This is a genomic window from Spirosoma lituiforme (assembly GCF_054776635.1).
The window spans coordinates 1-12,799 of record NZ_BAAHBO010000021.1 but is presented as its reverse complement, the minus strand read 5'-3'; the positions used below and the strand labels follow the sequence as shown (position 1 = coordinate 12,799).

Genomic DNA, 12,799 nt, shown 5'->3' with positions numbered 1-12,799 from the left:
AAAAAATATATACTTTTTAGCGTTCATTTTAGAGAGCAAATAATTTTGCTATTTAGGTACGTCTAGAAGCAATCACATTTGATGCTCTTAGGCATTAAAAAGACGTTATGACCATCTAAACCCGACTTACAGCGGTCAGCGACACAAATTCACACTTTTTCTAAAGATTATACGCTACTTATCAAAGTAGCAACCCTACTAAGAAGTGAAATTATTATAACTAATTGACTAATAGTCTTTTATAAGCTGAACGTGGCGGCTATACCTTGAACGTGTTAGCTACCCCAACTATAGCTTGTTACTTCTCAAAAACTTATACTCCATGTGGCTCCCTTCAGCCGAGACATCATCAAAACCTTATTACTAAACACTCAGACCCAACTCACCAGTAGCAGCGGCAACATGAATATTGTTCATAACCGCTTAGGTGCGCTTTTAGACAAGACCAACCGACAAACTACCAGCTACTATATACGACTCACCCGTTTTTTAGCATGAGCCAGCTACGTCAGTTAACCAAAGCTGTTTTGCGATGTAAGTTTACGCTCTTCGATGTCACGTTCTATTCAGTAATCTAAGAGATACACTCAAAATATGTTAGTTATACCGGTATCGCTGTTACAGACCCACGAAGAAACATGAACGATACAAGTTTTTAATATCCATCCAATTCAACCATTTGTACACAATTCATTTTTACTGTGAAAAACACTAACCGAATATTAATAGAAGATCATTTTGTCAGCTTGTGTGAAGCTAAAGTTCTACTCCTAAGTTCTGAGGGGTTGACAGTACTACAAATATCTGATAAACTATGTTGTAGTCCCAGAACTGTTAACCGGCACAGAGAAAATATACGACTAAAATATAACTTAGTTGGATTTCATGCATTTACGCAATTTGCAGTCAAAAACATGTCTGAACTTAAAAAATGGGTAAAGTTACCCATTTAAAACTAATATATTTTTTTTTCCTTTACAAAAAGAAAATTTGTGTAAACTTAAATTTTTTAAATTTATGAAAAATAACATTTTTAAGTTTTACCCTTTTATAATAGCTATATGCTGCGTAGCATTAGTTGTTATTGCCACTATCAATAAGGCATATGCTGGCAGTAAGGGTAAGCCAAATGTATTAGCTTGCGTAGTTGGTACCAAAATAGTTTCTTACGGATGTCATTGCACAGCTGGAACAGATGAGTGTATAGAGAATTCTTGTCCCCCACCTCCATGATAACATAAAAAGAGATCGAGTCCCGTAACATTTACGGGACTCGATCTCTTTTTATGTTATATATCGACAACTTCATATACCAAGATTCTAAACTCGGAAATTTTTTGAATCTGTGCTAGTATCTAGATACTAACATAGATTCAATCTATAAAATAATAATAACCAAAAAACATATCTCATTTCCTAAAACTGTATAATTAATATGAGTGGCATATATATCAAAAAATTCACTATAAGATATTTTATCCTTTTATTTTTTTGTATTATATTTTCTTCATGTAGTAAAGAAAACAATTATGCTTCAACGGAAACGAGATTTTTAGAAAGCAATATAGATCTAAATAGAACTTCAGAACTTCAGAACTACAGAATGACAATTTACAATTTCTATCTTTTATAAAATTGGAAACAAATAAAAAGTCATATTTATCTGATATATCTAAGATTATATTTGCCTATAACAAATACTTCATTATGGACAAAAAATTCTCATCTCTTAAAATTTTCACTTCAAATGGTACTTTCTTAGATAATGTCGGACGTATCGGTCAAAATACAGGTGAATATTTAAGTATTGATGATTTTTTTATTAATGATAACAATATTTATGTTCTTTCGAACAATAGTCGCCAATTAATTATTTATGACATACATGGGAAATATATAAAAAGTAAGCAATTAGATTTTTATGCCTCAGAGGTAGACATACTATCAAAAGATTCTTTGGCTTTCTTTACTAATTTTAATCAAAGTCAGGAATCCAGCAATCTATTAATTGTTGATAGCACTTTACAAGTAAGAAAAAGGTATTTCCCTTTTGGAGATAACAACATGCCTACATTTGACTTTAGTGGGTTTATAGAAAAATCCAACAGTATGTTATATAGTTCACCACTTAGTGATTCTGTTTTTTCTGTAAGTAACAATAAAGTTTCATTGAAATACAAGTTTGAATTTGGTAGTGGTAAATGCCCTGACTACATTAAAACAAACCTCAGCAAAGTACTCACTCAATTAAAAAACTATACATACATAGAAAAACCTATTATTGAAACTAAAGGAGATTTATTTTTTAAATACGTCTCAAAAGGTGATATTAAATATTGCATATTCAATAGGAAAAGTAAAATCCTTTACACATCGTCAAAAAACTCAGTAACATCAATTATCTCTAAACCAGTAGGTTACGAAAATGATTATTGTATAGGATTTATTTCTTCACAAAATTTTTTCGAAAACAATAATGCCTCTATCAGCAAATATTTAGCTGTGAGATATCCCAAATTAACTAATGAATTAATAAAAATGAAAGATTCTGATAACCCAATAATTGTTAAATATCAAGCCAATAATCGACTATAAATTTTTAAAATTTTTATTTACTTTTTCAGTATTTTATCTATATATAAGGATATCTACTATAAATCTTACAATTATTAAATGAGAAAATATATAAACAATATTGTCTATTCTTCTGCTTTTTTTGTTTTCACATTTTCTTGTAAAAGCACTGGCAGAATAAAAGTCTTGGAAAACAATATAGATATTGGAACACACAATGTTAAAAATATTAAGACTATAACTTTTTACTTGAAAAATACTGGGAATAGTAATATTAAGATCAAGGAAGTAAATGCAGATTGTACATGTACAAAGATGTCTTATAGCACAGATAATATTGAGCCTGATAATATTTTAAAAATAAAAGTTTACAATAGCGATAGTTTTCCAGGCTCTTATCAAAGTATTATCACAGTTTATAGCAATGCTAAAAATTCTCCTAATGTATTAATTCTTCGAGGTAAAAAAGTGTTATAAATAAATTTCCCAATTTGTATTTATAATTTTCTAATGGTACATTCAATTATAATTGAATGTACCATTAGAAAATTATAAAGAAACGCTTATTTTATGTTTAGAAACTACTTGATTGTAGCTTTTAGAAATCTGTGGAAAGAGAAATTTTTTTCGCTTATCAGCATTGCTGGTATGTCTATTGGAATTGCCATTTCTATTATCATTTTTCAGATTATATTTCATGAGTGGAGTTATGATAGATTTCATACAAATAAAGAAAATATATACCGTATAATAAGCAGAAACCAGCAAAATTCTTATCCTGGTTTCTCTTCCAAATTAGCCAAACAACTGGTTCAGGAGAATCCAGAAATTAAAAATTATACAAGAATTTATAGAGAATGGTCAACAATTATTAAAAATCCACAGAATCCAACATTAATTAACGAAGAGAAAAGGTTTATTTTTGCCGATCCTTCTTTATTTTCCCTTTTTTCGTTTCCGCTTATTTATGGAAATGTAATAAGTATATTAAAAAAGCCTTATACAGTAGTTATTTCAGAGAAAATGGCTGAAAAATATTTCGGGAAAAAAGACCCGATCGGAAAAAACATAAGTTATAATGGCCAACAACTATTCGAAATAGTCGGTGTTTTCAAAAATATCCCAACTAATTCTAGTATTATATTCGACTTTGTTTCATCGCTTGATACATTTGAGAAAATTAATCGATTTTCCTTTGATAACTTACCAAATTTTGAAACTTTTATATTAGTTAGTAAGAAAGAATCTCTTTCTAAACTCGTAAGAAATATCAAAGTAGCTAATAAATTAATTGCACCGCTAAATTACAATGAAAGTGATTATTACGAACTTGAACCTTTACTTGAATTACAACTTAGAAGCAGCTACACCTTCAATGAAAAATCAAGCTTAAAATTCCTATCCACCCTGTCTGTAACTGCACTGATTATTCTTTTTCTTGCTTTATTTAATTATATTAATCTAGTCACAGCACGTGCTACGTTGCGAGCAAAAGAAATTGGTGTTAGAAAAACTATAGGTGCTAGCCAATTTAGCATTGTTAAACAGTTTTTTTTAGAATCTACGCTAATTAGTTTTCTTGCTTTTCTAGCAGGTATTGGCTTAACATTGTTTCTAAGGGGGCCTTTTAATACCTTTTTTGGGTTTACTATTGATTTCTCTTTATTAGTTAACAAAGTTTTCATAGTTGCACTAATTGGATTATTTGTCATTAGCACATTCCTATCTGGACTATATCCGGCGCTGATCCTATCGAAATTTTCTCCGATTAAGGTTCTCAAAGGAAAATATATTGATAGAAGTCAGGGAAAAAAAGTTCGAAGTATCATCATTGTTTTTCAATTCTGTGTCTCCTCAATACTCATTTTGTGCAGTTTGCTAATGCATAAGCAAATCAAACATATGAAAGATAGGGACCTTGGCTTTAACAAAGGAAATCTTTTAATCATTAATTTAAGCCAAAAGATTGCCCAAAAAAGTGATGACTTTAAAAAAACTGTCGTTAGTCAAAACGGAATTGAACATGTGAGTTTGTCAGACACCCCGTTTTTTAAAACCTATGGCCTGAGTAAGTTCCGAGTTCAATCTTCTGGCGAGTTAACGGCCCTGGTGGTGCTGCAAGCAGATGCAGATTTTGCATCAAATATTGGCCTTAAGTGGCATCTAATTCCAAATAAAAATGCCCCGGAGAATAACCAGGGATTTTACGTTACGCTTAACGAAATGGCGGTTAAGAAGCTGGGGTACACTGATAGCAATATTATTGGCCAGCGCCTATTAAATGAGGGGGGACAAGAGTATGGAGAGATAGCAGGCATTGTAAAAGATTTTAACTTGATTAGTCCACAAGCGGAAACTCAGCCGATGTTATTCTTAGTTAAAAAATCCGTATTACTTTCCAATGAATTTCGATATATGCAAGTTCGACTTAATCGGTATCAATCTGTAAGTGATATGGTTGTTATGCTAGAAAAAGTTTACCACAAATATGATTCTGAATCTCCATTTCAATATTCGTTTTTGGATAATGATTTTCAGAAAGCTTTTACACCACAGAATAGAATTGTTTATATAGTTCAATTTTTTACAGCTGTAGCAATTTTGTTGTCTTGTCTGGGTTTATTTGGCCTAATGATGTTTATTGGCCAAACGCGATCTAAAGAAATAAGTATTAGAAAAATAATGGGGGCCAGTGTATTCGATATTTTTTCCTTGTTGTCTAAAGAATTTCTAATTTTGGTAATTCTTTCTGTTCTAATAGCCATCCCATGTGCTTATTATTTAATCAATCAATGGCTAGAGAACTTCGTCTACCGAGTAGACATAAACTGGTGGTTATTTATTACTGGAGGTCTACTCAGCTTACTTATTAGTTTGCTAACAATTGGTTACCAAGTATTAAAAACTGCATTATCGAATCCAGTTAATATTTTACGCTCAGAATAAGTATCTTAACTAGAACGATTTTATAAATTAATTGTGTTATTATTTACCTATGTTTTATCCTGACCCGATGGCAAAAATTTATTATAAATCTAAACAATAACAGGTCTGAATTTATCATTTAGATTTACAATGTTGGTTCGCCAACAAGAAGATATTTTCTTTACATAAAGCTATGCAATCCGACTCAGATTGTTTAAGAGTACATCTAGACGGAAAGTGATGAATACCAACATATACAGCATTGTGACGTTGAATAGATTGAGCGTTTTTTGTCCAATTTTTAAGTATCTTTTGAACCAAGAAATTACTACATTACATACAGGTTTCAACAAGCACTGAAGTTTATAACGACAGCGAGCATTTTTAGGCGGATTGAACTCTATCCAAAACAGTTACACTCGATCAAAAGCAGATTCTTAAATTTGACTAAGTCTTGATTGAATGCACTTGTATAGCAATAGAGATCTGCTAAATATGATTTACGTAAATTACTCACAATTAGCTAGGTGTATTATGAAAATATTAATTTTTAATGTTGCGTTTTGCATCGTTTGTAACATCTTGATCGGATGTCATTCAAATGGTTTTCAAGAAGATGAGGTAATTACTCAATTAGATATAACGCTTATATCGCCAAAAGGCATACGCATTGCTAATTCAGTAGAAGAACTAACCAAGATGCTCTCATCATCGAACACACAGCCAATTAACGGTCCAATCACTATTACCAAAATAGTCTATAACTGGGGAAACGTTGTAGCTCCACGTAGTGAATCAATAAAGAAGCAGAAAGCAGCAATTTACTATAAAACTTTAACTGGAGAAGTGGGAGTTTATTTTGTCGAAATTAGCCGGTCATAGCTGGGCAATCTGGGCTCTTGTTTACCCTTTCTCGTGGATAATTTAGTCTGTTTTCATGGCTCCTATACGGTGAGTAATCTTAGTTATTTCACATAACATAAGATTACTTATATAACAACCCTTAAAATAGTACAATTTACTCAAGGGCAGAAAAGGCCATATACAAGATCCATTTTATTCCTTTTTTTTCCCGCTGTTTATGGGCTTGACTACACTAAGGGTTCACTTTTCTCAAGTAGGCTTTCCATACTTCGGGGTACTTCTCCTGAATCCAACCCGCAAACTCTTTGGTGGCATTGTCCTGGATGCGCATCGCCTGAATCTCATGTTGATACGACTGCTCGTACAAGGCCACACCGCCCCCAATCACCACCAGTAGCCCAAACACCACCAGAGCGGACTGCCAACTGGTAAAGCCAATCCGATTTGCCCACGCATTAGCCTTGCTGCGGCTGGCCCACTCGATTCGATTAGCCGCCGTAGTACTGGCCTGCTCAATGCGCTCCGCTGTAGCCAGTCCTACAGCCCGTATCTCGTTTACCCCTTCATCGGTGGCGGTTTTCAGGTTGTTTAGGGTGGGCATACCCTGGGTCAGCTCAGGTAGCATCAACGCAGCCGTCGCTTTACTGTCCAGTTTGAAATCAATGCCCTGCCGGGCAGCCTGCATCAACGCATCCAACTCGGCTTGGCTGGCACCTCGGGGCAGTTTTTCCCACCGATCAAACCGTTTATTTAACCCTTCAATAGCGGTGTTCTGGCGGCTTAACTCATCCACTAATCGCTGAATTGGATCGTACCCATTAGGGGCGGCTGGTTGCGGTGCCTGTGCGGGACTACCGTCTGTGGGGATAGGCGTACTCGACGTAGGTTTCTGATTCAGGTTCTTTAGAAATCGGTTCTCGTTCATAGGTGCATACCCCGGTCCTGACGGGGACTTCGTTGGATACCTTGTTCTATCTGCTGCTCTCGTTTCAGGCTTTCGGCCCGTTCTAATTCAAGCTGACGCGCGGCTTCCTGCTGGCGCTGCTGAGCCAATTGCTGACGGAGTTGCTCGGCCTGATCCAGCGCCTGGCTCAACGTCCGGGCGTCGGCTTGTTGGTAGGCTTGCCCTAAACCCGCCTGCAACTCGGCCTGCCTACTTTGACTGGCCATGGCTAAGCCTAAGGCCTGCTCCCGTTGTTGGCTGCGCTCCAGAGCAGCCGCCTGACTCAATTCCGCTTTGAGTCCTTCGTCCCCGTATTTCATCCCGTGCAGATACCGGAACGATTCGGTCAACCCCCGGTCATAGCCAAAACTCTGATCAAAGCGTTGCTCGACCCGCTGACTAAAGCCGTTGCGTTCAAACCCACCTAGGACCACTCCTTTGGTCGTCCCTTTATGATTGGTCAGCGGACTCAAGTGGTAGGGGTTTTTCCGATCATGTAGCCCATCGGCTAGATCCTGCCGGTAGGTCTTTAGGTTCTCGGTACGACTCACAATCACATGGATGTGGGTCTGATCGCCCATCTTTGGCCCCCCTTTGGCCTGCTCGCCCAATTGAACCGCGCGGTCGGTGTAGTCGTAACTGCGGCTGTGCTCAATCTTGGCATACCACACCAGATCACGACTTTCTATCCCCTTTCCAAAATTTTGGGCGTAGGCCTCCATAGCGGAACGAGTGAAGGCTTTAAGGGCCTCCGGATCGGAGCCAATATGAGCCAGTTCCGATTTGGATGGGGCTAGGACAATCTGATAGTACTTGTCATCGGCCCGGCCTAAATTTCGCTTGTTGGCATCCAGCTCAGTGGTTACCTGATAGCCAGGTACTTGCTCGGCTTCCCGGCCAAACCAGTGACCTAACTGCTCCTTTTCCAGATAAGCCACTAGGCCTCCGCAGGAACCGCTGCGGTTCGATAAGCCTACCCCTCCTGACGGTATCTTGGTCATCATAGGTCGTTCTGCTGGGCAATGAGTTGATCGGCCTGTTGCTTGTACTCGCTCCTGAGGGCGTTATCCACCAAAGCGGTACGGAAGGATAGCCGCAGTAGGGTTTGCACCGCTTCGACTACGCCGGTCAACTGCTCTTCTAGCTGCGCCGGGGTTAGCCCCCCTTCCGATGTCTGCCGCAGGGCTTGTACATCGGCCTGCATAGGTTTTAAGAGTGTCTTCTCCTGCTCTCGGATAAATCCAATAAAGCGTTTATCTAAGGCATCCACTTTATCGGTTAGTTTCTTCAAGACGATATCCGGCGCATCCGCTTTGGGATAGCGGGGATCAAGCTTAGTGACCGCGAAAAATTGGAGCATGGTAGCCACTAAGTCTTTGTGAGATAACCCTAATTGATCACCTAACTTCTCTAATTGTCGGTGCGTTCCTAGACTGACAGATAAACTTTTACGTTCGTTCATACGGAAAATTTTACTCTTTTTATTATTGATAATCAGTTAGTTACAGTATTAGTATACAAAAATAACGGTTTTTATTAACCTATACAGATAGTAAATATCTGACTATCAACCTCGTAGAGCGAGACGAACGGTATGGAGCGTAGCGGAATAGCGTTCCGTCTCGCTCTCTTACAAGACCGTACCACGATACGCGCGCCGGATGGAAAAGCTTCGTAGTAGGAAGCTAAACAAGATACAGCAAACCACCAAATTACATCTTCGTCAGCTCAGGTAATTGAATGGGTATTGGTTTAGGTATTGGAAAGGGAATAGAATAGGGCAGTGTCTTTTATTTTCGCCAGCCTTTACTAAAGTAAGCTTTGAGTTACTATTAGAATAATACAAATCGTGGAACGTTTAACTAAATTTATAGTTTCGCGGCCCTAGTGCGTTTTTTAGTTTTTGCCTTCTTTTTTCCCATTCGCTTTAGCTAGTCTAGTTGCTGCTTTTTTGATTGTGGATAAGTTTAGTTTTTTGCCCCTTTTTACCTCTCAAAAGCGGTCTTTTTTGCATTTGCACTTTAGCAAATATTACTTTTGCAAACTTTACGGCTCCGTAACTAATTGATTTTTAGTAAGTTATAGGGGTGTTTTATGCGTGATTGGCGGAGTTTTATGCGTAATTGGCGGAGCTTATAGGGGTGTTTTATGCGTGATTGGCGGAACCATGGTTATTTTAGTTGCTTATTTTGTGAATTTCATTTAAAATTACGCATAAAAAGAAAGAATGACGCAGCTAGAGACATTCAAGCAAACCAATGCTATTACAGGTGCTAGATATGACTATACCACTACAGAGAAGCGATTAATCTATTTATCGCTTATTGAAGTCATGAAAACCGTCCAAAATGGAATCAACGACGATTTTTTCAAAAGGGAACTAATATTATTTATTCCTGAAAGTCAGCTTAAGAAGTCTGACGAGCATGACCATCGATATAGAGATTATAGAAAAGCAGTTGTTAGCCTACGTAAGAAAGATTTCTCTATCGATGCTCCTGATGGAGGATGGATAGAGACTGGATTTGTCAATGGAGGCCAATATATAAAGGGAAAAGGACTGGAGGTTTCTATCTCAAAATACGTTCTACCCTATCTCTATGAACTTACGAAGCGGTTTACTGTACTTGATGCTACGGTAGTGATGACTTTGACTAGTAAGTTTTCTCAGCGTTTTTACGAGTGGTGCTGTCAATGGCGATCAGTCGGCCGGTTTGAGTATAATCCCGATAGCTTGAAAGAAGTACTATGTATCAAGCTTCCAGTTGGCCAATTAAAGAGAGATGTCATTGAGGTAGCTCAATCCGAACTAATGGGCATGTATGAGGATGGCATAAGTGATTTGTATTTCACTTACAGTGAGGAGAGAGGAGGTCGTGGCCGTGGCGGATCTGTAAAGGGATGGGTTTTTAAAATACATACCAAGAAGAAAGAAGTAGCTCAGGAAAGGGCCAAGAATGAGGATGTCATCTTTGTCATGCGCTTTTTAGGGCAAATCTTCGGGAAAGATTCACCATTACTAGATCAGGCCTTAGAAGCCCTTAAAACGCACGAAAACGTCAAGCTATTCGCCGATCGGGCGGATGAGCTGCAAACTTCGGGAAAGCTTGATAAGACCAAAAATAAGCCTGGCTATATTCGCTCAATTCTTCAGAAAGAATTTGGTCTTGATAAGAAGTAAAAAAGCGTAGTGAAGTTGTTATTTAACCAACCAAAGAATAAGCAAATGAACGCAACTGCAATTCGTCAAGGCATTAGTTACGTCACTAACAGTAAAGGGGAAAAAACGGCTTTGCAGCTAGATTTGACCAATTTAGCTGTTCAGGAGATTGTAGAAGACTTAATGGACACCCTTGATGCTGTAGAGCGACGTAGTGAGCCTACGCGCCCTTTTGAAGACGTAAAAAACGAAATCTTGGCAAGTCGTGACTTATAAGATTGTTGTTACCGAGTCGGCGGCCAAGGAGTTAAAACGTATTCCGGCCAAGATGCAAGACCGGATATTCGAAAAAATAGAGGATCTAGCCGAAGAGCCAAAACCACATGGTTATAAGAAATTGAAGAACTTCGATATGCCAAGCAGCAACCAAAATGATTACTACCGGATTAGAGTGGGCGATTACCGTGTTATCTACACGATAGAAAATGAGCAGATAACCATCTTCATTATGAAGATAGCCCATCGTAAAGATGTTTATGAATAGAAACGCTAACCAAATAACCGTTGGAAGAACCCCCTTTTTTCCTGAACTGGTATTCGGTCGGCAAGTTGAGCAATCATGCCTTTGATATCATCCAATTCAGTACGTAAGTCTTCTTGTTTCATGGGTGGCTGATTCCCTTTTTTTAGCTGTTCCTGAGCATATTGGCGTAGATCTTCATTCATGTACTGACCAATAGTCTTACCCGTTCGTGTTGCAGCCTTTTCTATGGCCGTTCGTGTTTCCAGATCCACACCCCTAACTGTCCAAGGTGTTACATCGGGAGCTTTACGAGGACGTCCACCTTTATTTTTTCCTGTTCCGGGTTTTGTCTGACTTAACTCCAGTTCTGTCAGTACCGGTTCTGTGAAGTGCTCATGTAACTCTGGTTCTGTTAACACTGTTTGTGCAAGCTGCTGACTTAACTCCGTTTCTGTCATTATCTTTTTTATAGAATACTGCTGCAAATCCGGTTTTGTATTTGTATTGATTTGGTTCATAACAGTTATGTCAGACGTCTTGTCAGACACATAGTTAGAGTATTTTACAGGCCTATACAAAACCTATGTTTTGTCAGCGCAAAATGGAATTCTTCAGCTAAACAGGCGAATTTACATAGTAAATAACGGGTTTCATAGTTCAAATGGTCTGATTGCTGATAATTATTACTTCATAAGAAAGTGTATTTGAAATCAGCTTAGAAAAGGCCCAATCTGTCCAAAAAGGGGTAATTTATCTTGTTAAAAAGGAATTTATAAATGGTATTTACTATGCTAATTTTCTGATAATCAACGTACATAGAAATTTGTGGTTGCTTACCTATAAATTCTCCCATTATGCAAAAACAACCTGAGATGAAGGGCAGCCTCCCGTAATTCATCATTGAGAAATTGACCTAACATCTTACCTGTTTGTTTAACGGCTTTCTCGATGACACGCTGGGTTTCTTGTTCAGTACCTCGGACTGCCAACTAAGTTTATGTAAAGAAAATCTTTGTAATATACAAAGTGCTAAAAAATACGGAATATACTCAATTTAAGCTGGTATTATTCTATTTTAAATCACTGATTGGACCAACCGGTACGTATAAGAGCGCTTTCATCGTACTTTCTCCAACAGTAAAAATACTTAGTAAGTAGATATAGTCTAATATAATTTTAACTATAAAGCGTACTCTGTTAACTTATTATGACAGTAAAGACGTTTATTTTTCAAAACTCCCAATAATTTGAATATTATTGGGAGTTTAATAGCCATTAAAATAACCATTTGTTACATATTAATTCACAAACAAGGGGCAAGCAACTACTTGAGCTAGTCTTTTCGGAAACAAAACAACCGACAACCAAGGTTTAATCTGTGTGCAGCTATTATGTTTCCTCGACCTGAAGCCTTTCAGAAGTGAAGTATCGAAGAATTTGAATGTATTTGCCATTTCGTATAAAATCCTCCACTTGGCTGGTTTAATCGGCTCAACGGATTTCAGTAGTTAAAGTTCGAAAAGTCACATCTTTCTGAATTATAGGTTGTTAGTGGTTAAAATGCTTGAAATAACTCAAAAAATATAGTCAAAAAGTAGGTCTACTGAATATTGGGGTAGCTAACACAGTTGGAATATATCCACTACTAAAGGCAATTAACTAGTTATAAATCAGTAAGTTAATAAAAAATATATACTTTTTAGCGTTCATTTTAGAGAGCAAATAATTTTGCTATTTAGGTACGTCTAGAAGCAATCACATTTGATGCTCTTAGGCATTAAAAAGACGTTATGACCATCTAAACCCGACT

Annotated in this window: 11 protein-coding genes and 1 pseudogene; 8 read left to right on the top strand and 4 right to left on the bottom strand. The window is 37.2% G+C overall.

Annotation, left to right across the window (positions count from 1 at the left end; translation table 11 throughout):
* Window positions 1–701: 701 nt before the first annotated feature.
* The 5 genes and pseudogenes from ACYU87_RS27120 (at window position 702) to ACYU87_RS27100 (ending at window position 6,381) form a co-directional block, all read left to right on the top strand.
* Window positions 702–953 carry a helix-turn-helix transcriptional regulator gene (locus tag ACYU87_RS27120; protein WP_461137142.1) on the top strand — a complete coding sequence of 84 codons (252 nt, stop codon included), beginning with the start codon at window positions 702–704 and terminating at the stop codon, window positions 951–953.
* A gap of 667 nt (window positions 954–1,620) precedes the next feature.
* Window positions 1,621–2,595: pseudogene (locus ACYU87_RS27115) on the top strand (6-bladed beta-propeller); the annotation flags it as partial.
* A gap of 78 nt (window positions 2,596–2,673) precedes the next feature.
* A complete protein-coding gene (locus tag ACYU87_RS27110) occupies window positions 2,674–3,051 on the top strand; it encodes a DUF1573 domain-containing protein (protein WP_461137141.1) in 378 nt (125 codons plus the stop codon).
* A gap of 93 nt (window positions 3,052–3,144) precedes the next feature.
* The gene (locus ACYU87_RS27105) at window positions 3,145–5,520 is read left to right on the top strand and encodes an ABC transporter permease (RefSeq protein ID WP_461137140.1); all 2,376 of its coding nucleotides are present in this window, start codon (window positions 3,145–3,147) and stop codon (window positions 5,518–5,520) included.
* Window positions 5,521–6,033: 513 nt separating this feature from the next.
* Window positions 6,034–6,381, top strand: coding sequence for a hypothetical protein (locus ACYU87_RS27100; RefSeq protein ID WP_461137139.1), 348 nt, complete (start codon window positions 6,034–6,036; stop codon window positions 6,379–6,381).
* 214 nt (window positions 6,382–6,595) lie between these two features.
* Here ACYU87_RS27100 and ACYU87_RS27095 read toward each other — a convergent pair whose 3' ends face one another.
* Genes ACYU87_RS27095 through ACYU87_RS27085 form a run of 3 tightly spaced genes read right to left on the bottom strand, consistent with a single transcriptional unit; the run spans window position 6,596 to window position 8,768 of the window.
* Entirely contained in the window at window positions 6,596–7,288 is a 693-nt protein-coding gene (locus ACYU87_RS27095) for a hypothetical protein (protein ID WP_461137138.1), read from the bottom strand.
* A complete protein-coding gene (locus tag ACYU87_RS27090) occupies window positions 7,285–8,310 on the bottom strand; it encodes a DUF5712 family protein (RefSeq protein ID WP_461137137.1) in 1,026 nt (341 codons plus the stop codon). Before ACYU87_RS27090 ends, ACYU87_RS27095 begins: the two co-directional genes overlap by 4 nt.
* A complete protein-coding gene (locus ACYU87_RS27085) occupies window positions 8,307–8,768 on the bottom strand; it encodes a BfmA/BtgA family mobilization protein (RefSeq protein ID WP_461137136.1) in 462 nt (153 codons plus the stop codon). The genes ACYU87_RS27090 and ACYU87_RS27085 overlap by 4 nt, the downstream gene beginning before the upstream one ends.
* Window positions 8,769–9,533: 765 nt before the next feature.
* Here ACYU87_RS27085 and ACYU87_RS27080 point away from each other — a divergent pair.
* The 3 genes from ACYU87_RS27080 to ACYU87_RS27070 are packed head-to-tail and all read left to right on the top strand — an operon-like array spanning window position 9,534 to window position 11,010.
* Window positions 9,534–10,487 (top strand): RepB family plasmid replication initiator protein, encoded by a 954-nt coding sequence (locus tag ACYU87_RS27080; protein WP_461137135.1) that lies wholly within the window; start codon window positions 9,534–9,536, stop codon window positions 10,485–10,487.
* A 45-nt stretch (window positions 10,488–10,532) separates the two neighbouring features.
* On the top strand, window positions 10,533–10,742 hold the full coding sequence (locus ACYU87_RS27075) for a hypothetical protein (protein WP_012931454.1): 210 nt from the start codon (window positions 10,533–10,535) through the stop codon (window positions 10,740–10,742).
* Window positions 10,732–11,010: a type II toxin-antitoxin system RelE family toxin gene (locus tag ACYU87_RS27070; RefSeq protein WP_461137134.1), complete on the top strand. Its 279-nt coding sequence runs from the start codon at window positions 10,732–10,734 to the stop codon at window positions 11,008–11,010. The genes ACYU87_RS27075 and ACYU87_RS27070 overlap by 11 nt, the downstream gene beginning before the upstream one ends.
* 5 nt (window positions 11,011–11,015) lie before the next feature.
* Here the strand turns inward: ACYU87_RS27070 and ACYU87_RS27065 are convergent, their stop codons facing one another.
* Window positions 11,016–11,507: a hypothetical protein gene (locus ACYU87_RS27065; protein ID WP_461137133.1), complete on the bottom strand. Its 492-nt coding sequence runs from the start codon at window positions 11,505–11,507 to the stop codon at window positions 11,016–11,018.
* Between the last annotated feature and the right edge of the window lie 1,292 nt (window positions 11,508–12,799).